The organism is Nocardioides sp. P5_E3, assembly GCF_054049275.1.
Genome location: NZ_JBFUMR010000019.1, coordinates 53,270 through 77,437, shown reverse-complemented (window position 1 = coordinate 77,437; position 24,168 = coordinate 53,270). Strand labels below are relative to the sequence as shown.

24 protein-coding genes are annotated in these 24,168 nt (G+C 71.5%); 16 read left to right on the top strand and 8 right to left on the bottom strand.

Annotation, left to right across the window (positions count from 1 at the left end):
* The first annotated feature begins 26 nt into the window (after positions 1-26).
* Both ACXJKB_RS13575 and ACXJKB_RS13570 read left to right on the top strand, forming a co-directional pair.
* The gene (locus ACXJKB_RS13575) at positions 27-1,175 is read left to right on the top strand and encodes an acyl-CoA dehydrogenase family protein (RefSeq protein ID WP_457189171.1); all 1,149 of its coding nucleotides are present in this window, start codon (positions 27-29) and stop codon (positions 1,173-1,175) included.
* Between the two features lie 31 nt (positions 1,176-1,206).
* Positions 1,207-1,422, top strand: coding sequence for an amphi-Trp domain-containing protein (locus ACXJKB_RS13570; RefSeq protein WP_457189169.1), 216 nt, complete (start codon positions 1,207-1,209; stop codon positions 1,420-1,422).
* A gap of 13 nt (positions 1,423-1,435) precedes the next feature.
* On the opposite strand, the gene ACXJKB_RS13565 is transcribed toward ACXJKB_RS13570, so the two are convergent.
* Positions 1,436-2,323, bottom strand: a complete 888-nt coding sequence (locus ACXJKB_RS13565; protein WP_457189167.1) for an alpha/beta fold hydrolase — start codon at positions 2,321-2,323, stop codon at positions 1,436-1,438.
* 55 nt (positions 2,324-2,378) lie between these two features.
* Between ACXJKB_RS13565 and ACXJKB_RS13560 the strand changes: the two genes are divergently transcribed.
* Positions 2,379-3,176, top strand: a complete 798-nt coding sequence (locus ACXJKB_RS13560) for a DinB family protein (protein WP_457189165.1) — start codon at positions 2,379-2,381, stop codon at positions 3,174-3,176.
* Positions 3,177-3,178: 2 nt separating this feature from the next.
* On the opposite strand, the gene ACXJKB_RS13555 is transcribed toward ACXJKB_RS13560, so the two are convergent.
* Positions 3,179-4,120: an NAD(P)/FAD-dependent oxidoreductase gene (locus ACXJKB_RS13555; protein WP_457189163.1), complete on the bottom strand. Its 942-nt coding sequence runs from the start codon at positions 4,118-4,120 to the stop codon at positions 3,179-3,181.
* Positions 4,121-4,202: 82 nt separating this feature from the next.
* On the opposite strand from ACXJKB_RS13555, the gene ACXJKB_RS13550 reads away from it, so the two are divergent.
* Entirely contained in the window at positions 4,203-5,126 is a 924-nt protein-coding gene (locus ACXJKB_RS13550) for a phytanoyl-CoA dioxygenase family protein (protein ID WP_457189161.1), read from the top strand.
* A gap of 84 nt (positions 5,127-5,210) precedes the next feature.
* On the opposite strand, the gene ACXJKB_RS13545 is transcribed toward ACXJKB_RS13550, so the two are convergent.
* Positions 5,211-7,697 carry a fibronectin type III domain-containing protein gene (locus tag ACXJKB_RS13545; RefSeq protein WP_457189159.1) on the bottom strand — a complete coding sequence of 829 codons (2,487 nt, stop codon included), beginning with the start codon at positions 7,695-7,697 and terminating at the stop codon, positions 5,211-5,213.
* A 510-nt stretch (positions 7,698-8,207) separates the two neighbouring features.
* On the opposite strand from ACXJKB_RS13545, the gene ACXJKB_RS13540 reads away from it, so the two are divergent.
* Both ACXJKB_RS13540 and ACXJKB_RS13535 read left to right on the top strand, forming a co-directional pair.
* Positions 8,208-9,515 (top strand): hypothetical protein, encoded by a 1,308-nt coding sequence (locus ACXJKB_RS13540; protein WP_457189157.1) that lies wholly within the window; start codon positions 8,208-8,210, stop codon positions 9,513-9,515.
* A gap of 413 nt (positions 9,516-9,928) precedes the next feature.
* Positions 9,929-11,197, top strand: coding sequence for a DUF222 domain-containing protein (locus tag ACXJKB_RS13535; protein ID WP_457189156.1), 1,269 nt, complete (start codon positions 9,929-9,931; stop codon positions 11,195-11,197).
* Positions 11,198-11,303: 106 nt separating this feature from the next.
* On the opposite strand, the gene ACXJKB_RS13530 is transcribed toward ACXJKB_RS13535, so the two are convergent.
* Both ACXJKB_RS13530 and ACXJKB_RS13525 read right to left on the bottom strand, forming a co-directional pair.
* On the bottom strand, positions 11,304-12,194 hold the full coding sequence (locus ACXJKB_RS13530; RefSeq protein ID WP_457189154.1) for an NAD(P)-dependent oxidoreductase: 891 nt from the start codon (positions 12,192-12,194) through the stop codon (positions 11,304-11,306).
* 505 nt (positions 12,195-12,699) lie between these two features.
* Positions 12,700-13,575: an HDOD domain-containing protein gene (locus ACXJKB_RS13525; RefSeq protein WP_457189152.1), complete on the bottom strand. Its 876-nt coding sequence runs from the start codon at positions 13,573-13,575 to the stop codon at positions 12,700-12,702.
* A gap of 116 nt (positions 13,576-13,691) precedes the next feature.
* On the opposite strand from ACXJKB_RS13525, the gene ACXJKB_RS13520 reads away from it, so the two are divergent.
* Positions 13,692-14,306: a maleylpyruvate isomerase N-terminal domain-containing protein gene (locus ACXJKB_RS13520; RefSeq protein WP_457189150.1), complete on the top strand. Its 615-nt coding sequence runs from the start codon at positions 13,692-13,694 to the stop codon at positions 14,304-14,306.
* Between the two features lie 30 nt (positions 14,307-14,336).
* Here the strand turns inward: ACXJKB_RS13520 and ACXJKB_RS13515 are convergent, their stop codons facing one another.
* Positions 14,337-15,443 (bottom strand): glycosyltransferase family 4 protein, encoded by a 1,107-nt coding sequence (locus ACXJKB_RS13515; protein WP_457189148.1) that lies wholly within the window; start codon positions 15,441-15,443, stop codon positions 14,337-14,339.
* A 267-nt stretch (positions 15,444-15,710) separates the two neighbouring features.
* Complete coding sequence (locus ACXJKB_RS13510; RefSeq protein ID WP_457189146.1) at positions 15,711-15,968, bottom strand: hypothetical protein; 258 nt, start codon at positions 15,966-15,968, stop codon at positions 15,711-15,713.
* Positions 15,969-16,198: 230 nt separating this feature from the next.
* On the opposite strand from ACXJKB_RS13510, the gene ACXJKB_RS13505 reads away from it, so the two are divergent.
* From ACXJKB_RS13505 to ACXJKB_RS13485, 5 genes are read left to right on the top strand one after another with little or no spacing between them, the layout of a single operon-like run.
* A complete protein-coding gene (locus ACXJKB_RS13505) occupies positions 16,199-17,299 on the top strand; it encodes a sigma-70 family RNA polymerase sigma factor (RefSeq protein WP_457189144.1) in 1,101 nt (366 codons plus the stop codon).
* 44 nt (positions 17,300-17,343) lie between these two features.
* Positions 17,344-18,228, top strand: coding sequence for an STAS domain-containing protein (locus tag ACXJKB_RS13500; RefSeq protein ID WP_457189142.1), 885 nt, complete (start codon positions 17,344-17,346; stop codon positions 18,226-18,228).
* Complete coding sequence (locus ACXJKB_RS13495) at positions 18,218-18,598, top strand: STAS domain-containing protein (RefSeq protein WP_457189140.1); 381 nt, start codon at positions 18,218-18,220, stop codon at positions 18,596-18,598. The genes ACXJKB_RS13500 and ACXJKB_RS13495 overlap by 11 nt, the downstream gene beginning before the upstream one ends.
* The gene (locus tag ACXJKB_RS13490) at positions 18,595-18,924 is read left to right on the top strand and encodes a phosphatase RsbU N-terminal domain-containing protein (RefSeq protein WP_457189138.1); all 330 of its coding nucleotides are present in this window, start codon (positions 18,595-18,597) and stop codon (positions 18,922-18,924) included. The genes ACXJKB_RS13495 and ACXJKB_RS13490 overlap by 4 nt, the downstream gene beginning before the upstream one ends.
* A 4-nt stretch (positions 18,925-18,928) precedes the next feature.
* A complete protein-coding gene (locus ACXJKB_RS13485; RefSeq protein WP_457189136.1) occupies positions 18,929-19,312 on the top strand; it encodes an HNH endonuclease in 384 nt (127 codons plus the stop codon).
* Here the strand turns inward: ACXJKB_RS13485 and ACXJKB_RS13480 are convergent.
* The gene (locus tag ACXJKB_RS13480) at positions 19,272-19,553 is read right to left on the bottom strand and encodes a hypothetical protein (protein ID WP_457189134.1); all 282 of its coding nucleotides are present in this window, start codon (positions 19,551-19,553) and stop codon (positions 19,272-19,274) included. The genes ACXJKB_RS13485 and ACXJKB_RS13480 overlap by 41 nt on opposite strands.
* A 53-nt stretch (positions 19,554-19,606) precedes the next feature.
* Between ACXJKB_RS13480 and ACXJKB_RS13475 the strand changes: the two genes are divergently transcribed.
* The 4 genes from ACXJKB_RS13475 to ACXJKB_RS13460 all read left to right on the top strand — a co-directional run bounded on the left by ACXJKB_RS13475 (position 19,607) and on the right by ACXJKB_RS13460 (position 24,095).
* Positions 19,607-20,113, top strand: a complete 507-nt coding sequence (locus ACXJKB_RS13475; RefSeq protein ID WP_457189132.1) for a metallophosphoesterase family protein — start codon at positions 19,607-19,609, stop codon at positions 20,111-20,113.
* A 156-nt stretch (positions 20,114-20,269) separates the two neighbouring features.
* On the top strand, positions 20,270-22,126 hold the full coding sequence (locus ACXJKB_RS13470; RefSeq protein ID WP_457189130.1) for an AMP-dependent synthetase/ligase: 1,857 nt from the start codon (positions 20,270-20,272) through the stop codon (positions 22,124-22,126).
* Positions 22,123-23,004 (top strand): glycerophosphodiester phosphodiesterase family protein, encoded by an 882-nt coding sequence (locus ACXJKB_RS13465; RefSeq protein ID WP_457189128.1) that lies wholly within the window; start codon positions 22,123-22,125, stop codon positions 23,002-23,004. Before ACXJKB_RS13470 ends, ACXJKB_RS13465 begins: the two co-directional genes overlap by 4 nt.
* Entirely contained in the window at positions 23,001-24,095 is a 1,095-nt protein-coding gene (locus ACXJKB_RS13460; protein WP_457189126.1) for a hypothetical protein, read from the top strand. The genes ACXJKB_RS13465 and ACXJKB_RS13460 overlap by 4 nt, the downstream gene beginning before the upstream one ends.
* Positions 24,096-24,168: the final 73 nt, after the last annotated feature.

Below are 24,168 nucleotides of genomic sequence, written 5' to 3'. Positions count from 1 at the left end.
GACCGACCCAGCCCATCGGAGGAACCATGCCTGACCGCCCCAGCATCCTCGAGCAGGAGCACGAGGACTTCCGCGCCGTGGCGCGCGCCTTCTTCGAGAAGGAGGTGGCGCCCCACCACGCCGCCTGGGAGCAGGCAGGGATCGTCGACCGCGAGGTCTGGCGCAGGGCCGGTGAGCGCGGGCTGCTGTGCTTCGACGTCGACGAGGCCTACGGCGGACCGGGGATCAAGGACTTCCGCTACAACATGGTGCTCGCCGAGGAGTCGGCGCGGGCCGGGGCCTCCGGACCGGGCTTCGCCGTGCACACCGACATCATCGTCCCCTACATCTCCGCGCTCGGGACCGACGAGCAGAAGCAGCGCTGGCTGCCCGGCTGCGTCTCCGGCGAGCTCGTCACCGCCATCGCGATGACCGAGCCAGGTGCCGGGTCCGACCTGCAGGGCATCCGCACGACGGCGGTGGACGCCGGCGACCACTACGTCCTCAACGGGTCGAAGACCTTCATCTCCAACGGGATCCTGTCCGACCTGGTCGTCGTGGTCTGCCGGACCGACCCCGACGCGGGGCACCAGGGCATCTCGCTGCTCGTCGTCGAGCGCGGCATGGAGGGCTTCGAGCGCGGCCGCAACCTCGCCAAGATGGGGCTGCACGCCCAGGACACCGCCGAGCTGTCCTTCACCGACGTGCACGTGCCGAAGGAGAACCTCCTCGGCGCCGAGGGCTCCGGCTTCGTGTCGCTCATGGAGAACCTTCCCCAGGAGCGCATCTCGATCGGCTGCATCGCCGTCGCCGCGATCGAGCACGTCCTCGACCTGTGCCTGGCGTACGCCAAGGAGCGCGAGGCGTTCGGCAGGCCGATCGGCACGTTCCAGCACAACCGCTTCGTGCTGGCCGAGATGGCCACCGAGGCGCACATCGCGCGGGTCTTCATCAACGACTGCGTGCTGCGGCTCAACGCCGGCGAGGTCGACACGGCGCTGGCGTCGATGGCGAAGTGGTGGACCACCGAGCTGCAGAAGCGGGTCGTCGACGCCGGTGTCCAGCTGCACGGCGGCTACGGCTACATGGACGAGTACCCGATCTCCAAGGCCTACACCGACTCGCGGATCCAGACGATCTACGGCGGCACGACCGAGATCCAGAAGGAGATCATCGGGCGGATGCTGGGCCTGTAGACGGTTGGTGGCGATCGTCTACGTTCGGGGCATGGACCTTTTCGAGATGGACGAGACCCAGACCATGACCCGCGAGGCGGCCGCCGCCCGGCTGCGCGCCCTCGCCGACTCGCTCGCCAAGCACAACTCGGTGGAGTTCTCCCGCGAGGGCGGCCGCGTCACGGTGGCCGTGCCCGACGAGGTGCGGCTCAAGGTCGAGGTCGAGCTCGGTGACGACAACGAGATCGAGATCGAGCTCACCTGGTAGCCCACCCGTCAGCTCACCGGGTCGCCAGCACCTCGCGCAGCCGCGCGGCGAACTCGTCCGGCTTGCCGGTCTGCCCGTACTCGCCGCCGAGGAACCCGTTGTGGCCGCTGGGGAAGACCACCGGCTCGACGCCCAGCTCCCGCGCGACGGCGTACCCGGCGCGTCCCGCGATCTCCCCGTCCGTGGGGCCGCCCGACTCCTCCCCGACGCCGATGACCACGGTGGTCGACGCGTCGCGGACGGCGGCGAGGTCCGGGACGCGGGTGCATCCCTCGCCGCGCATGTTGGCCATCAGGCCGTCGTTGCGTGAGCCGTCGTCCTCGGTGGGCAGGCCGAACACCGCGGGGTCCGGCACCGGCTCGTCGCCCGTCCACTCGCCGCGGTGCATCACCAGGCTGATGAAGCGGGCCATCCCGGGCCCGATGCCCGACGCGTCGTAGGCAGCCACCAGGTCGTCGCACGCCCTCCCGATGGCGGCGCCGTCCGGCAGCAGCGGGGCCATCGGCGGCTCGTGCGCCACCAGGACACGTACGTCGTCGGGGTGCGCGGCGACCAGGAAGAGGGAGTTGACGGCCGCGCCGGACGAGGCGAACAGGTCGACCGGTCCGACTCCCAGTGCCTCGACGAGGGCGTGCAGGTCCTCGGCGTGCTGCTCCGGCGTCACCGCCGCCGTGTCGTCGTCGCGCGTGCTGCGCCCGACGTTGCGCGGGTCGGTCAGGACCAGGACGCGGCCGTCGAGCCGGGCCACGAGGCTGCCGAACCCGGTGCTGTCCATGGGCGAGCCGGCCAGCACCAACGGTGGGTTGTCGGCGGTCGCGTCGGCGAGGTCGCCGATGACGTCGAAGGACAGGACGGCGCCGGGGACCGCGACGGTTCCGGGCGTGCGGGGTGCATCGGTCATGGCGACATCATCGAACCGGTCGCGGATCGTCCGCAACGCCCCCTAACCTGCCCGGGTGACCGACTTCAGCGAGCAGGACCTCAGCGGCTCGAGCTTCCAGCGGGTCGACCTCTCGGGCAGCACGTTCCGGGGCGCCGACATGAGCGACCTCGACGTCCGTGAGGTCGACCTCAGCCGCACCCGCGTGCGGGCGGCGTACTTCGACGGCGTCCGGATGACCGGCGTCGAGATCCCCGACATGGAGATCAGCGGCGAGGTGCTGCGACTCGTGGTCAACGGGGTCGACGTCGTACCGCTCGTCGAGGCCGAGCTCAACCGGCGGATGCCCGAGCGCGCGCTGATGGCGCCGACCGACGTCGCCGGCTTCCAGGAGGCGTTCGCCGTCCTCGACCGGCTCTGGGGCGAGACGATGGGTCACGCCCGGGCCGTGCCCGTCGAGCAACTGCACGAGCAGGTCGAGGGCGAGTGGTCCTTCATCGAGACCCTCCGCCACCTCGGGTTCGCGCACGCGTGCTGGGTGGGCGGCGTGGTGCTCGCCGACCGTTCGCCCTGGCACCCGCTCGACCTACCCTGGGACGAGGCGCCCGAGCACGAGGGGGTGCCGTGGGCACGGCGGGCGCGGCCCGAGCTGCACGAGGTGATGGCCCTGCGTCGTCAGCGCCGGGCGACCGTCGCGGAGGTGCTCGACGGGCTGACCGACGCCGGGTTGGGCCGGTCGGTCTCCTCGGCGACGCCGTTCCTCGCCGATGCCACCGGGCTCACCGTCGCCGACTGCCTGCGCGTCGTCCTCAACGAGGAGTGGGAGCACCGGCTCTACGCCGAACGCGACCTGGCGGTGCTGGCGTCCCGCTGAGGTCACGCGAGCCGCGCGGCGAGCGCGCGCCCGAGGCGTACGCCGGAGAGCCAGGCGGTCTCGACCTTCGGCGTCTCGCCCCACCCGTCGCCGCACACGCCGACGAGGCGCTCGCCGTCGACGAGGGCGTAGGGCTGCTCGCGCCGACCCGTCGGACGGGCGAAGGTCCAGCGGTGGACGTGGGCGTCCTGCGACTCGCCGATGTCGAGCAGCCTCCGGACGGCCTGCAGCACCGCGGGTGCGGCGCCGGCCGGGTCGTCGAGGTGGCGCGCGGCCAGGTCGGGGGTCGAGTGGGCGACCAGCACCGGGGCGTCGTCGCCGCGGCGCCGGCCGTCGTCGGCGATCCAGCCGACGTCGGGGTCGTCGTTGACGAAGGCCCCGTCGAAGCGACCGGTCGGGCTGACGCCGTCCCACGTGCGACCGGACCACCGGCCGGCCACGGCGATGACCGGCTCCCACTCCCGGTGCAGCTCGTCGCCGACCGGGTGGTCGCCCACGAGCCGGCGGGCCTGCGGGTCGGGCATGGCGAGGACGACGGCGTCCGCGTCGAGCTCCGTCAACGCTCGCACCTCCCGTCGCTCGACGGCCAGGTCGGCGGCGAGGTCCTCGACCAGCGACCGCAGGCCGTGGGGCGCTCCCCAGCGGACCGGCCCGGTCTTGCTGTCCGGCGCGCCTGCGCCCAGCGCCGTGAACGTGTCGGTCCACTCGCGGGCCAGCCCGCGCTCGGCCCAGTCGTCGACGACGGCGGCGAACCCGGGGTCGCTCACGGTGAGGTAGGACGCACCCAGGTCGACGCGACGGTCCCACAGGGTGCGGGCCGCCATCCGGCCCCCCGGCACACGACCGCGGTCGAGGACGCGGGTGTCGAGGCCGGCCGCTCGGAGCTCGCGGGCGCAGGCGACGCCCGACAGGCCGGCGCCCACGACCACCACGTCGGCTCTCATGCGGCGACCCTAGGTCAGGCGGTCAACGGGGCGCGCGAGAAAAGCGGGTGCGTGAGAAGCGCCCAGTGCGTAGAACCGGTGCATGGACCTGGATGCCGCAACGCGGTCGTGGATCGAGGACGGCTTCGTCGTCCTGCCCGGCTACCTCCCCGCCACCGACCTCGCCCCCGCCGTCGACGAGCTCGGACTCCTGTTCCCGTCCGCGGCCGACTTCCACGACGGAGCCGACCCGGACCGCAACGCCCGGTTCGTCGGTGACGAGTTCGACGGGATCGACGGCTTCCCGTTCGCGAGCCCCGCTCTCAACCGGATCCCGGTCTGCGACGCAGTGGTCGCGCTCGCGACGACCCTGCTCGGGACCTCGGACATCCGCCTCTACTCGGCGGAGGCCTGGGCGAAGTACGAAGGCGCCGCCGACTACGACCAGGACCTCCACCGCGACTACCTCAACCACACCGTCCTGGCGCCCTCCACCGCGCCGGCGTACCGCCAGCTCGAGCTCTTCGTCTTCCTCTCCGAGGTGACGGTCGAGCTCGGCGCACCGCGGATGGTTCCGCGGACCGCCACCACGGACGGGCTGCCGGCCAAGCCGAACTTCTTCCCGCGCGGGAACGCCAGCGACACCGAGGCGGGGTTCGTCGACTCGACCGGGCGTCCTGACCTGTACCGGGAGGAGGTGCCGGCGACCGGCCCGCCCGGGACGGTCGTCGCCTTCCAGCCGCAGACGGTCCACCGAGGGGCCGCGATCACCCGGCCCCGCGGAGCGCGGTTCTCCATGCACCTCAACTACCGCCCGGCGGCTGCCGAGTGGGCGCAGCGCCATGCCTGGGCCGACCGCAGCCACGACCCGTGCTGGTACGACTTCGTGGAGCACGCCGGCCCGCGCCAGCTGGAGCTGTTCGGGTTCCCCGCTCCCGGGCACCCCTACTGGACCGCCGAGACGCTCGACGGCGTGGGCCAGCGGTATCCCGGGCTGAACATGGCCCCGTGGCGTTCGCGGGCGTGAGGCTCCGGCCGGACGACGCACGCACGCCGGGAGCCGGCCCTCGTGGACCGGCTCCCGACGTGCGTCAGGACCGCTTGACCCGCGTCAGCGGCGTACCGCGGTATGCAGGGTCGTGCGCGACGGCAGGTCAGTGCTCGCGGTCGGCGTGAGCACGACCCGGACGACGAGCCGGCCGGCCCTCTTGGTGAGCTTGCGCGGCAGCCTCACGGACCGGCGCGCGTCGCCGTCGACCTCGACGACCCGGACCACGGTGACCTTGCCCCGCTTCGCGGTGATCCGCACGGTGCCGGCCGCGGTGGCGTCCAGGCGCACGACGGCCTTCCGGCCGACCCGGAGGTTCGAGGTCCGCGGACGGACGTCGGTCTGCACCATCGCAGGCGCCGGGGACGGTGCCGGCGATGTCGCCGGGGCCGGCGTCGGGGCCGGCGTCGGAGCATGCGTCGGGGCCGGGGTCGGCTCCGGCGTGGGCCCCGGGGTGGGGGCGGGGACCGGCGCGTCGACACCGGCCTCGGTGACCCACTTGCGGCCGTCGTCGGTCTTGGTGACCGTGAACCGGTCGTAGACGTCGCCGATCGCGAGGTCGGTCGTGGCGGCGGCGGTCTTCTCCGCCAGGTAGGAGGTGTAGACGAGCGTGTCCTTGGTGACGTCGATGACCTGGTACGTCGTCACGCCGGCGCCGCGGAGGACCTGGGTCGCGCCGTTGAGCGTCCACACGTTGCGCTCGTCGGTCTCGAGCTCGTAGTGCTTGGCGCCCGAGTTGGACACGATGTAGACCGGGCCGTCGGTGATCCCGGCGTCGGCCGTCACGTCGTCGTTGTTGTACCCGCGGGCGTAGGTGTGGTCGTGGCCCATCTGCACCAGGTCGATGTTGTGCTTCTGGAACACCGGCACCCAGTACTTGCGCAGGATCGGCTCGTTGCGGCCCGCGCTGGTCGAGTAGACCGGCTGGTGGAAGGTGACGACGTTCCACTTCGAGTCGGTCGTCGACAGCACGTGGTCGAGCCACTTCGCCTGGTACTCGGTCCACAGCTCGCCGACCTTGGTCGACGGACAGTTGGTGGCGAGGCACACGGGCAGGTTCGCCGGCGTCAGGAACGTCGTGTCGCGGCTGGCGTTGACGGTGATGAACCGCACGCCCTGGTAGTCGGTGAAGTAGACCGTCTCGGCCGCGAACTCCGACCAGTGCTCGAAGTAGGCGCGGTACTGCGCGGCGACCTCGTCGTCGCCCTCAGCCAGCTCGGCCATGTCCCCGATCGTCTCGACCGTGGGCTGGTTGAGGGGGTACTCGAAGTTCGCCTTCCACGCCTTCATGTAGCGGTCGCCGGAGTACTCGTGGTTGCCGGGCGCGGCCATGATGTTCTTGGTGGCCGCGGACGTCTCCATGCCCTTGAACCAGTTGATCCACTGGGTCTCGTTGCTGGCCGTGTCGATCAGGTCGCCGGCGTGCACGGAGCCGATGGCGTCGGGCGCGGTCGCGAGCGACTGGTCGACCACCTTGGGCCACGTGGTGTCGAGGCCGATCTGCGCGTCCCCGTAGTAGATGTAGGAGAAGTCGGTGACCGACGGGTCGGCGGTGGTGAAGGTCTGCCACTCGCTCCACGCGTCGGGGTTGCCGACGCGGTAGCGGTACTCGGTGCCCTGCTGGAGCCCACCGACGGTCGCGGAGAAGTGCTCGAGCGGGTTGTTGTTCACCACTCCCTGCGGGTAGCCGCGGAGCGTGCGGGTGAGCCCGCCGGCGGACGGCTGGACCTGCACGCGGCCGACGGTCTCACCCTCGTTGCCGGCCTGCCAGGAGAAGGACTGCGAGCGGGTCGGGTCCTCGGTGGGGGTCAGGATGACCCGCGACGGGGGCAGGGTCGACGGCGTCTCGAGGACGGGCACCAGCTCCTTGAAGTCGAAGTAGATGTCGCTGCTGGTGTCGCGGTCCTGGTAGAGCGCGACGGCGACCGTGTTGGTACCGGGCTCGAGCACCTCGGGAGAGATCGTGAAGGTGCCGGTGACGGGCGCACCGCCCGAGTTGCCGGCGTACTGCAGGTTGGTCGAGGTGTCGGTCGCCCGTTCGTCGGCGGCGTTGTAGACCCGGTCGCCGTTGACGTAGACGCGGACCGCGTCGTCGAAGACGACCTCGGCACCGAGCCCGGCGATCGACTCGATCGTCTGGGCGTCGATGTCGAAGGTGCTGCGGAGGAAGAACGTCGGCACGTTGGGCGCGGACGCCCCGTCGACGTACTGGTTGAGCAGGGTCTTCGGCGTGAGGCCGCTCACCGAGCCGAGCTGGCCACGGATGGCGCCGAACGAGCCGGGAGCCGACTTCCAGTCGGAGGCGTCGTACGACGCTCCGGTCCACGCCAGCACGTCCTCGGCGCCGCGGTGCGGCTCCGTGTTGTCGTCGAGGTAGCGCCAGGTCGTGTCGGTGGTGCTGATCAGCGGATCGGTCGACACCGCGGCGGCAGCCGGGTCGTCGGCGATCAGGGTGGTGGTGCTCGCAAGGAGCACCGACGCGACGCCGGTCGACACCAGGAGCGGCGCGAGGCGTCGTGGTCGGCCTGGGGTGGCCACGGTCTGCTTCATCATTCCCTTTCACGGGCGGCCCGCGCGCAGGCGCGGGGGACGGAGTACGCCGTCCGCCACGCATCTGAGTGCAGCCACGTGTCCCGGAGGGGGTCCCACCGTGAACGCCCGACGACCCTGGCGCGGCCTCCTGCTGGACCGGCCCGAAAGAGGGACCAAAGGATGAGGGGCACTGCGACGAAGGTCCGCACTCCCCCACGCTCCCGGCGGCTTGGGACCTCAGCCCGTCCCGCCTCGCCCCGGCCGATGTCGCAGCACCGGCTCGCCAAGCTGACGCACCTCCCTGCCGCTCGTCCGGGGTGCGGTCGGGATCAAGGCGCCGTTCTAGCCATGACCTCCGCAGCCGGGGTCGCACTTTCAGTGCCTGGGCAGGCGTGGCCTGGGCAGGTGCCTGCTCCAGCGCAAACGACAAGGGCCCGTTCAGATAACGGTGCTACCCACTACGGGTGATGCCGAGCCGCGGGAAGTGCTGCCAACCTGCCCTTTACCTGTAGGGGACGAGGGGATCCCATGCACATTCGAGTCCTTGCCGCAGCGGCCGCGGCCGGCGTCATTCTCGGGCTGCAGCCAGCAGCCGCAGGGGCCGCTTCAGCTACTGCGGTGCCCGACGGGCCGGTCTTGGTCAGCAGTTCGACGGACGTGAGCCTGACGATTGCTGATGACGGCACAGCTACCGCGGACGTCACCATTGAGAACCCGACCGCGGACGGGATCGATGTCTGGGTGACCCTGGGTGCGGTCAGGGACGACGACTGCAAGATCGTCAGCCCGACCGAGGCCAAGAGGCTCGAGATCGACGCGTACCGGCACACGAAAGTGACGGTCAAGTTCGCTGCCGCGTGTGACCCGGACAGGGAAAAGGGCACAGACTTCATCGTCAACACCGACGCGAACGACGAGACGTTCACGATGCACGCCACCCCGCCCGCGAGCTCTGATCCGAACTGGGCAGCGATCCTCGCCATCTACGCGATCGTCGGGGTGGTCGTCGCGGGACTGCTTGTCGTCGTCTGGCGCTCGTGGTCGAGCGACATTCCCCCGGGGAATGATGACAACCCGAAGCCGGATGGCGTCGCAGCAGGCGTGACCGATCCGCCCGCTTCGAACAAGGTCGTGATGACCCTGCCAGGGCTGGACGCCTCGTGGAAGTTCGCAGACAGCTGGGCAGCGAACGCCACCGTCGTCACCGCGCTTTTCACCGCGCTCTTCGGCGCGAAGGACCTCCTCACCGACCTGCTCGGCGACTCGGGGAAGACGCTCATGACAACCGCTGCCATCGCCGCCGCGCTGTCGGTGGGACTGGCGGGGATCAGCCCGATGCTCTTGCAGTCGCTGCGCAAGCGCGGCCTCAAGCGGCCAGAGGTGGCTACTGGAGACGCGGACGGCTCCCAGTGGGCCGAGGTACCAGCTGGTCTGTACGTCACGCCGCGCGGGTTGCTGGTCGCAGGCGCTCTGACGTTGACGGCGACGAGCGGGCAGCTCGGCGTCATCCTCTACCAGCTCGTCGAGGTGGAATTCTGGCCCTGGTGGGCCTCCGTCGTCTCCGGCTCCGCCGCAGCCATCCTTCTGATGTGGTACGCCATGGTGGCCACCCGGCAGAACCTCACAACGGGCGCGATCCGCGCGTTGGCAAAGGCGGAAGAGGATCCTGACGACGGAAAGGCTGAGGCCGCCGCGGAACGGAAGGTCGCGAGACTGCGGGCCGCGGCAGTGCGCCAAGGGTTTGCGGCCGACGACGTGAGGGTTGTCATCGTCCCGACCGCGGTCTCCCCCTCGGCCCCGGTCGCCGAGGCCGCAAAGCCCGCCGCGATCCTGTAGACCGCCGGCCGTGATTCGCCGGTAACGCTTGCGCACCCAGCCGCAAGGAGATGCTGAACCGTGTACGAGCAGGGCATGGGCGGCCATGGGCTGCGCCTCCGGCGTAGCCCATTCCGGGCCGGCGGCATCGGTTCCTCGGGTGGCTGGGTCCTCGCGCGCACAGGCAGGCGGACGATCGCGCTGTCACACAACGGGCGCAGGTGGAAGGAGGTCACGCCCGGAGGCAAGGACATCGGCGGGCATCGATCTACTCATCGAACACCCTTGCGAATACCGCAGAACCTGAGTAAGATCGTGCTGAACCCGGATGAGGTGTGCTACGAGGGCCTCGGCCCAGTTGGCGTCCTGGTGACGACCCGTTGACCTGCCGCACGTGTGTGCGGTGTGGAACCCGTCGTCGAAGGAGGCCGCCCGTGATCCGTCACCCGATCATCGCTGCGGCCTGCGACGTCCGGGCGTCGCTCAAGGCCGTGGCCGGCGCGAACCCGACGTTCATGACGGTCGACGAGAAGGCGGCGGCGCTGCGTGAGCTGGCGGCGGCGGAAGCCCAGCTGGTGGAGCTGCGGTTGCGGATCCTGGCTGGTGCCGGTGACCTCGCCGCGGACACGGCGGCGAGGGATGCGGCGGGCTGGTTGGCGCAGCACACCCGGACGTCGTACGCCGACGCGCGAGCCGACCTGCGGCTCGCCGGCGCGCTGGACCGCGACCGACCGGTCCTCGCCGCGGCGATGCGGGAGGGCGCGGCGTCGCTGGCCCAGGCGCGGGTGATCGACCGCGCGCTCGGCTTGCTGCCCGCCGGCGTGGATGCGGGGACGGTGGCGTTGGCCGAGGCGCACCTCGTCGACCGGGCCGGGGAGTTCGGTCCGAAGGAGCTCGGCCGGATCGGACGCCGGATCCTCGACGTCGTCGCACCCGAGATCGCCGAGGCCACCGAAGCCGCCCGCCTGGCCGACCTCGAAACCCACGCCGAGCAGCACACCCGGCTGACGATGCGGCGCCTCGGCGACGGCACCACCCGCATCTCGGGCCGGGTCCCGGACGCCGCCGCCACCCGGTTCGCGACCTACCTCGAAGCGTTCACCAACCCGCGGGTTGCTGGTGACCGGGGCGCCGAGCCTGCTGGTGACCCGGTGGCCCGGCTGGCGTACCCGAAGCGGATGGGCCAGGCGTTCGTCCAGCTCCTCGAGACCCTCGACCCCACCCGGCTCCCGATCCACGGCGGCGACGCCACCACCCTCGTGGTCACCATCGACTTCGACGCACTCAAGGCCGACCTCGCCACCGCCGACCTCATCGGCGCCGGCCTCGTCCCGGGCGACGACCTCACCGGCGACCAGATCACCGCCGCCCAGGCCAGGCGGCTGGCGTGCACCGCGAAGATCCTCCCCGCCGTCCTCGGCGGCGACAGCCTCCCCCTCGACCTCGGCCGCACCCGCCGCCTCTACACACCAGCCCAACGAAAGGCCCTCCTCGTCCGCGACCGCACCTGTCGCGGTGAGGGCTGCGACGTCCCCGGCACCTGGTGCGAGGCCCACCACCTCGACCCGTGGCACACCGGCGGCCGGACCGACCTCGCCGACGGCGTCCTCTTCTGCAGCCACCACCACCATCGGGCCCACGAAGCACGATGGCGCCTCGAGCGACTGGCCAACGGCGACTACCGCTTCCACCCACGCAGATAGGCGGCGACACCGAGCAGGTCCTATCCGCCCGAGGCCCGCCTCGCCACCTTGGCACCATCGATGCGGCCCGACGATCCGCGCTCTGGTCACCTGAGTTGACCCGCGGTCACCCAGGTCTCGGTCTCCCGGCTTCGGTGCGCGCCTCTATCGCTCGCAGCACCGCAACCATGTCTGCATGACCGTGCCCCAGCTGCTCGGCCTCCGCGAACAGGTCGCGACAGGTGTCGAGGACGGGCGAGGACACGCCGACCCGACGCGCTGCCTCCGCGACGAGACGACTGTTGTAGTGCACGTCACTGATCGACGCCTGCACCTCGAAGTCGCCCAGCACCAACTTCTCCAGCTTGATCCGAGAGACGCCGCTGGCCATCGGCCCGGAGTCCAGCACCGAACGAAAGGCCTCGACGTCCAAGCCGTTGTTCTCGGCGAAGTGAAACGCCTCCGCCAGGCCCGCGACCTGGGTGAGGAGGAAGAGGTTGACTGCCAGCTTCATTCGCGTGGCGTTCGGGACCTCACCGCACGTGACTGTGGTTGAGCACAGCGGTGCGAGCAGGGGAACGACCGCATCCACGGCTGCGGTCGAGCCGGCCACCATGCCCACCAGCTGACCTGCCTCCGCGGGGCGACGCGACCCCGACACCGGTGCCTCGACATAGCGGCCGCCTGCCGACGTGATGTCCCAGGAGAGTCGCTCCGAGTACGCCGCCGCCGTCGTGCCCATGTGGACGAGCGTCCGTCCGGCCACCATCTGGTCGAAGCGGGGGGTGCCACGCTCGAGCACCTCGTCGATGACCGCGCCGTTCGCCAGCATGAGGAACACGGTCGTCGAGTCGCGGAACACGTGAGCCGGACTGCGAGCGACCGTGGCGCCGGCCTCGGCCATGAGTTCTGCCTTGTCGCGAGACCGGTTCCAGACCATCAGGGTCGTACCCGCACGAAGCATGTTGAGCGCCATGGGTAGGCCCATGTGCCCGAGCCCGATGAATCCGACACTCATGAATGCCTCCCGTGACTCTTATCGGACCGCTCGCCGACGGCTCGGCTCGAGTGCTCACCTCCGAGCTGTACCGTGATCAGCGTGCCGCTCTGCCGCCGGCGCGGACCAGCGCCCATCCGGCCAGTTGTCGCCGCATTGGCGCCACCACGGTCCAGCCGAGGTCCGGATCGAGCAGGGACGGTCAGCGCTTCCGATGACCCGGTGGCGCGGTCGTCGGCGCCTCCCACGCCTCACCGAATGGACTCCGGTGGCCTCGACCCGCAGATGTCCGAGCTGCAGTCGGCCGCCGGCGTCCGGACGTCGCCGGCCACACAGCGCACCCGGCCGTGACGAGCAGTGCTCGTGTCACCGCCCACCCCCGCTCGCACGAGCCAGCGCATGAGTTCCTCCCCAGGGTCCGACCTCACGTTCCCTGTCAGGACACGACGCACACCCGCGCGCACCCGGACGTACTCGACTTCGGGGATCGGCGTCGATGCGTCTCGCGGGCACGGTGCCGGCGGGCTCATCCTCCGTAGCGGTCGGCCACCTCGTCGAACCGCTCGCTCGACCTCGCCACGATCGCGCGGTAGTCGTCGTCGTCGAGGTGCAGGACCTTCATGAGGGGCATGACCTCACGGCGTCGGGCCACCCGGCTCTCGTGCTCCTCCGGGTCCGCGTCGCGGGTGGTGATCTCGAACGACATCGCGCATGCCAGCGCCACTGCCGCACTCACCGCTGACAGGTCCTCGTGCGCCTCGTGGTGGTCCCGGATGCCGTCGACGATGGTCAGCGGTAGCCCCCACGCCTCGGCCACCGCGCCGCCGATGTCGGCGTGGGTGAGCCCGAAGACCACCCGCTCGGTGTCGAGCAGGTCCACGCCGTCGGTGGCGGCGGCCAGGGCGAGCGTCTCCAGGATCTGCTTCCCGAAGTGCCGGGCCAGCACGATCTTGCCGAAGTCGTGCAGCAGCGCGGCGGTCCCTGCCTCCGCCGGGACCGGAACACGGGCGCGGGAGCGGATCACCTCGGCCGCGATCGACGCGGCCACCGAGCGCTCCCAGAGCGCGCCCGGCTGGAGGCCGTACGCCGGCAGCGCCTGCAGCATCCTGCCGCCGACACGCGAAGCCAGGGTCAGCGACAGCAGTGTGCTGGTACCGAGCCGCACCGCGGCGTCACGCACCGACGTGATGTTGGCGCGGTGGCCGAGTGCGGCCGAGTTGGCCAGGCGCAGCACGTCCGCAGTCAGTGAGACGTCGAGGGACACGATCTCGCTGATCTCGCGGATGTCGGCGTTCGGGTCCGCAACCAGTGTGGCCAGTCGCGCGACGGTGTGGGGCAGGGGTTCGACGGACTCGGCGGCGGCCAGCAGGTCCGCCGGGTCCACGAGCGGTGCGGTGGTCACGTGCAGGTGATCGGCACGCCGGGGCGAGATCTGAGGAAGACGTGCTGACGGGAAACGGGGAGTCACCCGAACGGGCGGTGAAGACGTGCAGTGGTGCCGCGCCCTACGCTCCCGAGATGGACTTCTCGTGGACGACCTCCTGCCGGGCGTTCGCCGATGCCGCGGAGTGGTTCGTCGCCACCGCCGCCCTGGTGGACGGCCGGTGGACGGAGCCCGGCCTGGGCGAGTGGGACGTGCGCAGCCTGGTCGGCCACACCAGCCGTGCGCTGCTGACGGTCGAGACCTACCTCGCCAGTCCGGCGGAGGTCGTCGAGGTCGGGTCGACGGCGGACTACTACCGCGCGACCCGGGCCGCCGCCGCGGGCCCGGACGTCGCGGACCGCGGAAGGGCGGCCGGCGAGGCGCTCGGCAGGGACCCGGCCGCTGCCGTCGCGGAGATCGCGGCCCGCGTGGTCCCCCTGGCCGCTGGGTGCGAGGGCACCGAGGTGGTCACCACGATCGCCGGCGGGATGCGGCTTGCGGACTACCTGCCGACCCGCACCTTCGAGCTCGTCGTGCACACCGCGGACCTCGCAGCCGCCCTCGGGCTGGTGTCCGAGCCGCCCCCGGTCCCTGCCATGCAGGCCTTCGACCTGGTCGCGCAGCTCGCCGTCACCGACGGTCGTGCCACGGCGCTCCTGCGCGCCGCCACGGGCCGGGAGGGACTTCCGCCGGGCTTCTCGGTGCTGTGACGCACCGACGTGGGGGCAGCTCCTGGCTCCTCAGCTCGCTCCGGCGCCCGGGGACACCTGCTGCCCCAGCTCCTGGTCCAGCGCCTGCCGCGGCGTCGGGAGCGGGGTTCCCGCGGAGCTCGAGAGCAGGGAGCGGTAGACGTCGACGTACCCCTCGCACATCCGCTCGGCGCTGAACCGTGCGGCGCCGCGGCGGCACGCCTCCGGGTCGATCTCGTCGATCCTGCCGACGGCGTCGACCATCTCGTCCACGTCGTCGCAGATGAAGCCCGTCACGCCGTCCTCGATCACCTCGGGCACGGAGCCGCGGCGAAGCGCGATCACCGGGGTGCCGGCCGCCAGCGACTCGATCATCACCAGTCCGAACGGCTCGGGCCAGTCGCTCGGGAAGAGGGTGGCGCGCGCACAGGCGTAGAAGGTCGGCTTCTCGTCCTCCGTGATCTCGCCGACGAAGCGGACGTGGGAACCCATCTGGGGGGCCACCTCCTCCTGGTAGTAGGCGACGTCGGTCGGGTCGACCTTGGCCGCCAGCCGAAGGGGCACCCCGGTGCGCCGCGATACCTCGATCGCCGTCAGCGGTCCCTTCTCGTGCGCGATCCGGCCCACGAAGCCGAGGTAGCCGTCCGGGTCGTGGGGCACGTCCCGGTAGTGGTCCAGGTCGAGGCCGTTGTGGACGGTGGCCGCCCACGTCAGGTCGAGGTCCGCCACCGCACGCCGCTGGTCGTCGCTGATCGACACGAGCGGCACCGATCCGTAGCGGGGCAGGAGCTCGCGCACGAAGTCGAGGTCGAGGCGCCCGTGCAGGGTCAGCACCGTGGGGGTGGTGATGAGCCGCGTGAACGGCAACGCCAACAGGTCGAGGTGGGAGTGGATCACGTCGAAGTCGTCGGCGCGTGCCGCCAGCTCGGCCATCATCTCCAGGTGCAGGTGTGGCGCCACGTTGGCCATCTCGTGGGCGTCGAAGCGCTCGCGCAACGGCTTCTCGAAGGCTTCCAGCCGAGCCGTGGTCGAGGAGGTCTCCGGCGCGAAGAGCGTGACGTCGTGCCCCTGTGCGACCAGCCCGTCGCAGAGCGTCGCGACGACGCGCTCCGTCCCGCCGTAGGCGCCGGGGGGCACTGCCTCGTAGAGCGGCGCCACCTGCGCGATGCGTAGGGGGCGTTCGGCACCGGTCCCGTTCGCCCTCGCGGTCGCGGGCACCGACCGTGGGGTGCGCCGTGCGCCCCCCTCCCCGTTCACCGTACGCGTCTCCGTCATGCTCAGTCCCTCCATGTCGCCCTCCATGTCGACGGCGCCCGAGCGACCGCTTGCTTTCCTTCTCCGGCAACCCCATGTCCCCGGGGTCCTGCCCCGGAGGTGAGGACCGGCGACGCCGCGGGGGGTAGTCGTGCACGGCGCCGCCGGTGGCTATTCGGTGCGGCCCGCTCCGCGGTAGTCGGCGACGAGGCTGCCCTTCTCCAGGATCCGGCGGACCAGCCGCCCACCGGCGATCCGGATGTCCTCGTTGACCCTGAAGGGCGTGGCGACGCGCATCCGCGACGCCGCGTCGACCGCCGCAGCGAGCGTCACCACGCGCTGCTCGAGCTCCGTCACGCGCGCCTCGAGGTCGCGTCCCCGCAGCTCCGCGGCGCCACCGTCTCCAGGGTGTCCGTCCTGACCGTCCACGTGCGTCTCCTCAGTCGTCGTGCCCCGCGTTCGTCCCCATGACCCGCGAGCCGTCGGCGTATGACGCGAGCCCGGGTCCCGGTCAACCCCGATCCACGCTTGGGCGTGCTCCATCTGCAGCACGCCCGAAGGGAGGTTCGCGTCATGCGCTCGGCCGAAGCCGGTCATAGACTCGTGGAGGTCTACCCGAGGGGCCGCAGCTCCTGCTTCCCGGCGGGAAGGAGGACCCTGTGGCGAGCGATGCGGTGCGGGGCGGTGACGGGCCGCCGTACGACGAGCGCGCCCTGGTCGACCTCATCCCGACGGTGCGCCGGGTGGTCGGGGCGAGGATCAAGGACCCGCACACGCTCGAGGACCTCGTCCAGGAGACGTTGGCCCGGCTGATGTCCTCCTCCTCGCGCATCGATCCCGACAAGCTGTCGCACTACGCCTCGGTCACGGCGCGGCACGTCGTGGCGTCGTACGCCGAGCGGAACGACCGCGCACGCAGCCGCTCGCACCTGCTCGCGGAGCCCCCGGGCGCGGAGGCGCCGGAGGGTGAGGCCCTCACCGCCGGCGTCCTGCGGCAGGAGGAGCAGGAGTTCGTCGCCGCCGCGCTGGCCCACCTGTCCGCGGCGGACCGGGACCTCCTCCTGGCCCACGAGGTCGACGGCGACGACACCAGGACGATGGCGGACCAGCTCGGCTCCACCCCCGGGGCGGTCGCCGCCCGCCTGAACCGTGCTCGCGCCGGCCTCCGCGTCGAGTACCTCCTCGCCGCGGAGGGAGTCGAGCCGCCCACCGACCGCTGCCGGCCCGTGCTGCGATCGCTCTCCACGGGCGACCGGCGTCGCCAGCGGGAGCTGGACGCCAACGTCCACCTCCTCGAGTGCACGACGTGCGCACAGCTCGCCGACCGGCTCTTCGAGCGCCGCGGGCGCCCCGCTGAGGAGGATGGCGTGGTGCGGGTGCCGGTGTCCCGGGACGCCGACGTCGTGACGGCCAGGCAGCAGGGCCGCGAGGCCGCGGCGCGAGCCGGCTTCTCGTTGTCCGACCAGACTGTCATCGCCACCGCGATCTCCGAGATCAGCCGCAACATCGTCAAGTTCGCCGAGCGGGGCGAGGTGACGATCTCCCTGGTGTCGGAGGACGGGCGCCGGGGCATCAGCGTGGTGGCGCGCGACGTGGGGCCGGGGATCGCGAACCTCGAGGATGCGTTGCGGGACGGCTACAGCACCTATCAGGGGCTGGGCCTCGGACTCCCCGGCGCGAAGCGCCTCATGGACGGGTTCCACCTGACGTCGGTCCCCGGCGAGGGGACGACCGTGGCGATGGACAAGTGGTTGCCGTGAACCGATCAGCACCGACGAGCGAGCACGACGAGAGAGGCGTAGACATGACCGATCAGTCCAGCACCGAGGCCACTGCCGAACCCGTGCACAGCGAGGACAAGCTGCTCCCCGAGCTGGTCGCCCACCTGCGCGACAACCGCACCGACCTGCGGCAGCAGTGGGCCGAGCGGATCACCCAGGCCAACCTGCTCACCTCCATGACGAACCAGGAGGTGTTCTCCGAGGCGACCTCGGTGTACGACAACTACGTCGAGGTGCTCGAGACGGGCAGCGTCAAGGCGCTCCAGCACTACGCCCGCGACCTCTCTGAGCGCATCATCCCGCGCGGCGTCGAGACGCACGAGGTGATCGGGATCGTCCTGCTGCTGAGGGACGTGCTGGCCCGCTCGCTCTTCGAGAAGTACCGCGACGACTTCGAGCTCCTCAACCACGTGCTCGACGCCTACGAGCCCGCAGCGAACCGCATCGCGAACACGGTGGCCGTCAGCTTCGTCGAGCAGCGGGAGCGGGTGATCCGCGACCAGCAGGACGCTCTGCTGGAGCTGTCGACCCCGGTGCTGCAGGTGCGCGAGCGGCTGCTGATCCTGCCGATCATCGGCGTGCTCGACCAGGACCGGGCCCAGCAGCTCACCGAGCAGCTCCTGCACGGGATCCGCGCGCACCGCGCCAAGCTCGTGGTCATCGACGTGACCGGCGTCCCGAACATGGACGAGGCGGTGGCCAACTCCCTCGTCGACACCGTCACGGCCTCGCGCCTCATGGGTGCCGACGTGATCATCACGGGGCTGTCGTCGGAGATCGCCCAGACCCTCGTCACCATCGGCGTCGACCTGAGCAAGATGCACACGGTCGGCGACCTGCAGGGAGGGATCGAGGAGGCGGAACGCCAGCTGGGGTTCCGGGTGTCGAAGGTGCCCGATGCCGACTGACGCCCCCACCGCACCACGCGCTCCCCTGCCCGCCTCGATCCTGTCGCAGGGGCCGAACCTGATCGTCTCGATCCACGCCGCGCTCGACGACGAACAGCTCGTCCGGCTGCAGCGCGACCTCCTCGAGCGGGTCGGGCGGGACCGGTCCAGCGGGATCCTCATCGACGTGGCGGCGCTGGACGTCCTCGACTCCTTCGCCGCGAGGACGCTGGCCGACCTCGCCTACATGGCGCAGCTGCGCGGTGCCAGGACCGTCGTGGTCGGCATCGCCCCGGAGGTCGCCATGACGCTGGTCCGCCTCGGCGTGCGGATCCCGCTGACGCAGACGGCGCTGGACCTCGAGGAAGGCCTGGAGTGGCTGTCGACGTGACGGACCCGCTCGAGCGCTTCCGTCTCGACTACGCGCCGCTGCTCCTGCGCCACCTCGGGCAGCGGGACGAGACCGGACTCCAGGCGGCCTACCAGCTCGGGCGTCGCGCGATGCAGGACTCGGTCGGCCTCCTCGACGTCGTGCGGGTGCACAACGACGTGTTCCTCGAGGTCCTTGCCACCGCCCGCGACCTCGACGAGGCCCACGACCTCGCGGCGGCCGCGTCCACGCTCCTCATCGATCTCGTCGCGGCCTTCGAGGTCGCCCAGCTGGGCTTCATGGACGCCCAGCGGGAGACGGGTCGACCGGCTGAGCGCCTACGCTGACTCCATGCCAGCGCCCCGCACCCGCCGCGCGAGAGCGGCCAGGAAGCGCCAGCGGCGGATGGCGAGCGTCGAGCACGACCTCAGCCCGGGCGAGTGGACCGCGCTCCAGGAGGCCTGGGGCGGGTGCGCCTACTGCGGCGCGACGGGCGGCTCGCTGCAGAAGGACTGCGTCCTCCCGATCTCCCGCGGCGGCCGCTACACGCTGCTCAACGTCGTCCCCGCGTGCGCCTCGTGCAACGCGAGCAAGTGCAACGACGAGGTCACCGGCTGGCTGCGCCGCAAGCGGCTCGACGAGCGCGCCTTCCTGGTGCGCCTCGCGACGGTGCAGGCCGAGCTCCGGCAGCCGGCTACAGCGGCGAGTCCTCCGGCACCACCCGCAGCACGCTGACCGTCCCGGCCTCGCGACCCACCACGACCTTCACCCCGTCCAACCGCTCCAGCGCGGCGCGTACGTCGTCGACCTCGAGCCGCGTGTCGACGGCGATGTCGGCGTCGCGGACCGGCACGGCCGTCTCCGGCCAGTCGGACGAGTCGACCTCGAACGGGTCGAAGTCGGTCTGGGCCGCCGACCACAGCTGGAGCGCGGACTCGGCGACGATGTCGTCGGTGGTGGACTGATCGGAGGTCATGCGTCGAAGGTACCCATCTCCGTGCAGTTGACCGCGACCGCTTGACTGACCAGATGGCGACCCGACTCCTGCTCCTGGCGGACACGCACCTCCCCACGCGTGCCCGCGACCTGCCGGCCGAGGTGTGGCGGGCCGTGGAGGAGGCCGACCTCGTCGTCCACGCCGGCGACTGGGTCGACGTACGCCTCCTCGACGAGCTGGAGGCGCGGTCGGCCAGGCTCTTCGCGTGCTGGGGCAACAACGACCACGGCGAGCTGCGTGAGCGGCTGCCCGAGGTCGCCCGGGTCGAGGTCGAGGGCGTCCGCCTCGGCGTGGTCCACGAGACCGGGCAGGCGAAGGGCCGCGAGGAGCGCATGAGCGTCGAGCACGCCGGCCTCGACGTGCTCGTCTTCGGCCACAGCCACATCCCGTGGGACACCGTCACCGCCACCGGGCTCCGGCTGCTCAACCCCGGCTCCCCCACCGACCGTCGGCGGCAGCCGCACTGCACGTACCTGACAGCGACGGCCGTCGACGGCGAGCTCAGGGACGTCGTCCTGCACCGGCTTCCGCCACGCTGACGCGTCAGGCGTCGGAGCCGCAGACGGAGCAGGGCGCCTGGTCGGAGTACATCCTTCGACCCTAGCCAGCGGGGCCGCGGCCCATCATGATGTGACCCCCGCCACACCCCTGTCAGCACCCCGCAGCACGCCAGCCAGCATCCTGAGGAGCCGGAGATGACCGCGACCGAGACCGACCCCGACGTCCTGGCAGTGCGCGAGGAGTACGAGGCCCGCATCCTCGGGCTGCACATGCCGGCCACCGTGCGACAGGCCGCGGAGACCTACGGCGACGCACCGGCCTTCTCCGACAAGTTCGACGTTCCCGAGGGCGAGACGTGGTCGACGATCAGCTGGACCGAGACGTGGGACCTGACCCGCCGGGTCGCCGCCGCCCTGATCGACCTCGGCGTCGAGCCGGGCGACCCCGTGGCGATCATGGCGGCCAACCGCACCGCGCACACGCTGGCCGACTACGGCGCCATGACCGCGGCCGCCGTGCCGATGTCGATCTACAACACCCTCGCCCAGGACCAGGTCTCCTTCATCGCGGGCGAGTCGCGTCCTGTCGTGGTGGTGCTCGAGGACCACGACCGCTACCAGCGGTGGGAGCGGGCCCTGGACGAGGTCGACTCCATCCGCCACCTGGTGATGCTGTCCGACGCCGACCGCGTGGACGACCCGCGGGTGATGACGTGGCCCGACCTCCTGGCCCGCGGTGACGACACCGGCCCCGTCGACGAGCGGATGGAGCGGATCACCCCCGACCTGCCGGCGACGTTCCTCTACACCTCCGGCACCACCGGCAACCCCAAGGGCGTGGTGCTCACCCACCACAACGTGATGTACGAGGCGGTCTCCACCCTCGACGCCGGCGGCCTGCACGGCCCGCAGCGCACCATCAGCTACCTGCCGCTCGCCCACATCGCCGAGCGCATCCTGGCGACGTACGCTCCCCCGTTCCTGGGCAGCCACGTGCACGCGATCCCGGACCCGGCGGGCCTCCTCGGCGCGCTCGGCGAGGTGCACCCGACCGCCTTCTTCGGCGTCCCCCGCGTCTGGGAGAAGATCAAGACCGGCATCTCGGCCAAGCTTGCCGAGGACCCCGACCCCGCCAACCAGAAGCTGGTCACCGACGCGATGGCCGCGGGTCTCGCGTGGACGCAGGCCCACGAGTACGGCAACGCGATGACGCCGGAGGTCGAGGAGGCCTTCGCCAAGGCCGACGAGGCGATCCTGGCGTTCCTGCGCCTGCTGCTCGGCCTCGACCAGGTGCGGTGGGCCGCGAGCGCCGCCGCCCCGATGCCGCTCGAGGTCGCGAAGTTCATGGGCGGGCTCGGCGTGCGGGTGTACGACGTCTACGGCATGACCGAGACGACCGGGGCCTTCACCTCCAACGGACCCGACGCCTTCAAGCTCGGCACGGTCGGGCGGCCCAACCCCGGCGTCGAGGTGCGGCTCGCCGAGGACGGCGAGATCCTGTGCCGCGGCCCGGTCAACACCCCCGGCTACTACAAGCAGGAGTCCGCCACCCGCAACCTCGTCGACGAGGACGGCTGGATCCGCACCGGGGACATCGGCACGGTCGACGAGGACGGCTTCTACTCGGTGGTCGACCGCAAGAAGGAGCTGATCATCACCTCGGCGGGCAAGAACATCGCGCCCTCCAACATCGAGAACTACCTCAAGGAGTCGCCGATCGTCGGGCACGCCATGGCGCTCGGCGACGGCCAGTCGTACGTCGTCGCGATCCTCACCCTCGACGGTGAGATCGCACCGCTGGTCGCGGCCAGGATGGGCGTCGAGTTCACCGACCTCGCGGACCTGTCGGCCAAGCCGGAGATCCGCGCGATGGCGCAGGCCGCGGTCGACAAGGCCAACGAGCGGCTGTCGCGCCCCGAGCAGGTCAAGGCCTGGGAGCTGCTGCCCGACGAGTGGACCGCGGAGTCCGAGGAGCTCACGCCCACGCTCAAGCTCAAGCGCCGCGTCGTGAGGACCAAGTACGCCGACGTGGTGGACAAGCTCTACACGTGACGTTCGACCTGCAAGCCCACCGCGGCGGTGCGGGGCTCTGGCCCGAGAACACCCTCGAGGCCTTCGGCCGCGCCCTCGCGCTCGGGGTCTCCACCCTCGAGCTCGACGTCCACCTGACCGCGGACGACGACGTCGTGGTCCACCACGACCCGACCGTCCACGGCGGACTGGCCGACGCGAGGAGGATCCGCGAGATCACCCGCGCCGACCTGCCGCCGTCGATGCCGCTGCTGCGGCAGGTCGCCGCGCTCCTCGCCGAGCGCGGCGCCGACCCGGTGCGGGTCAACCTCGAGATCAAGTACGACGCCCTCGACGCCAGCGGCCTCACGACGCGCGAGGCATTCGTCGAGCGGGTCGTCGACGCACTGCGCGTCGACGGGCTCGTCCCCCGCACGAGCATCCAGTGCTTCGACTGGGGAGTGCTGGACCGCGTGGGCGAGGCCGAGCCCGCCCTCGCGCGCAACCTGCTCGTGTCCCCGAAGTACCTCCGGGACGCCGACGGGGAGCGGTCGCCGTGGTTCGACGGCCTTGCGGTCGACGACGACTTCGTCGTCACCGCCGCGCGGCAGGGATTCACGGCGATCTCGCCGATCCACGGGTCGCCCTTCCGCTCCGGCGTGGACGACCCGGCGTACCAGCCCTTCGCGACGGCGGACCTGGTCGACGCCGCGCACGCCGCGGGACTGGCGGTCGTGCCCTACGTCGTCGACGACGCGCCCACCATGCGCCACCTCGTGCGCCTGGGCGTCGACGGGTTGATCACCAACCACCCCGAGCGGCTCCGCGACGTGCTCGCCGACGAGGGCCGCAGCCTCCCGCCCGCGTTTCCCGGCGGTGCCGGCAACCTCCCACCGATCCGGAGCGTCTCCTCGACATGACCACCTCCTTCTGCGGCTCCTTCCACGCGGCCTCGCGCGCCGCCCTGGTGGCTGCCGCCACCCTCGCCCTCGCCGCCGGGCTGTCGCCGGCGACCCCCGCGACGTCGGCGACCTCCGCCGCCGGCACGAGCAGCCGTCCCGCTCCCTCGACCGTCCTCGACGTCCGCGGACTCGAGCAGGGAGACCCGCCCGCCGTCGCCTGGAGCGAGCGGCGCTCCGGCCGGACCGTCATCCACGGGACCGGCGGCACCCGCACACCCGCGCCCAACCGCCTCGACCAGTTCGCGCCGATGGGCTCCGGGCACGTCATCCAGACCATCGGTGCCGGCGCCGCCGTGACCCGCTGGATCGGGGCCGACGGCACCCCCGGCCGACGCGAGTGGCGCACCGGCTACGGCCTGGCGGTCTCGGCGCAGGGCAAGGCCGTCGCCTTCTCCGGCAAGGCCGGCAAGGTCTGGTCGATCGACGAGGCGGGCGACCGGGTGCTGTCGTTCAACCCGGTCCCCATCTCTGGCAAGGGGCGGGCGGTGGCGCTGTTCGGCGAGGACTGCAAGGAGGGCGCGACCAGCAACGGGTGCACGGTCTACGTCAACGGTCCCAACCGTGCCTACTACACGTCCTCGCACGGCATCGTCGACCGACCCCCGCACCTGCGGCTCACCTCCACCGGACGCGGGCCGTGGATCGGCGGCATCACCTCGTTGAGCGACATGGGCTCGTGCAGCGCGATGCTGCGCAGCTGGAAGGTGAAGTGGCGCAGCTGCGACAACCAGCTCTCCGACATCGCCCCGGACAACCGCCACGTCCTCGGCACCCCGGCGTACGCCGACGGCTTCGGCCCCGGGACGCTCGACCTCCTCACGACCGCCGACGGCTCGGTGGCGAGGACGTTCACCTCGGCCCGCAACGGCCGCTCGGCGACGTACTTCGACGAGGTCTGGGAGGACGCCGACCACGTGCTCGTCGTGACCTACCAGGCCGACCGGTGGGCGGTCGTGAGGCTCGGCGTCGACGGCTCGATGGAGTACGCCGTCGCACCCCGGCACGGGACGATGGACGCCCGGGCGCCGTTCCAGCTCCAGACCCGCTGACGGGGCGCCGGGGACCTGACCCGGTCTAGACCTCAGGGCAATTACCGATGCACGTAGCGGCCCCCGGCTGCTC

Bases quoted from the DNA above. Each gene is read 5' to 3' on its own strand.
- ACXJKB_RS13520 (WP_457189150.1), top strand. From the start codon at position 13,692: ATGGACTTCTCGTGGACGACCTCCTGCCGGGCGTTCGCCGATGCCGCG.
- ACXJKB_RS13470 (WP_457189130.1), top strand. From the start codon at position 20,270: ATGACCGCGACCGAGACCGACCCCGACGTCCTGGCAGTGCGCGAGGAG.
- ACXJKB_RS13565 (WP_457189167.1), bottom strand. From the start codon at position 2,323: ATGACCGATGCACCCCGCACGCCCGGAACCGTCGCGGTCCCCGGCGCC.
- ACXJKB_RS13570 (WP_457189169.1), top strand. From the start codon at position 1,207: ATGGACCTTTTCGAGATGGACGAGACCCAGACCATGACCCGCGAGGCG.
- ACXJKB_RS13495 (WP_457189140.1), top strand. From the start codon at position 18,218: ATGCCGACTGACGCCCCCACCGCACCACGCGCTCCCCTGCCCGCCTCG.
- ACXJKB_RS13500 (WP_457189142.1), top strand. From the start codon at position 17,344: ATGACCGATCAGTCCAGCACCGAGGCCACTGCCGAACCCGTGCACAGC.
- ACXJKB_RS13540 (WP_457189157.1), top strand. From the start codon at position 8,208: ATGCACATTCGAGTCCTTGCCGCAGCGGCCGCGGCCGGCGTCATTCTC.
- ACXJKB_RS13475 (WP_457189132.1), top strand. From the start codon at position 19,607: ATGGCGACCCGACTCCTGCTCCTGGCGGACACGCACCTCCCCACGCGT.
- ACXJKB_RS13460 (WP_457189126.1), top strand. From the start codon at position 23,001: ATGACCACCTCCTTCTGCGGCTCCTTCCACGCGGCCTCGCGCGCCGCC.
- ACXJKB_RS13555 (WP_457189163.1), bottom strand. From the start codon at position 4,120: ATGAGAGCCGACGTGGTGGTCGTGGGCGCCGGCCTGTCGGGCGTCGCC.
- ACXJKB_RS13575 (WP_457189171.1), top strand. From the start codon at position 27: ATGCCTGACCGCCCCAGCATCCTCGAGCAGGAGCACGAGGACTTCCGC.
- ACXJKB_RS13530 (WP_457189154.1), bottom strand. From the start codon at position 12,194: ATGAGTGTCGGATTCATCGGGCTCGGGCACATGGGCCTACCCATGGCG.
- ACXJKB_RS13485 (WP_457189136.1), top strand. From the start codon at position 18,929: ATGCCAGCGCCCCGCACCCGCCGCGCGAGAGCGGCCAGGAAGCGCCAG.
- ACXJKB_RS13550 (WP_457189161.1), top strand. From the start codon at position 4,203: ATGGACCTGGATGCCGCAACGCGGTCGTGGATCGAGGACGGCTTCGTC.
- ACXJKB_RS13480 (WP_457189134.1), bottom strand. From the start codon at position 19,553: ATGACCTCCGATCAGTCCACCACCGACGACATCGTCGCCGAGTCCGCG.
- ACXJKB_RS13545 (WP_457189159.1), bottom strand. From the start codon at position 7,697: ATGAAGCAGACCGTGGCCACCCCAGGCCGACCACGACGCCTCGCGCCG.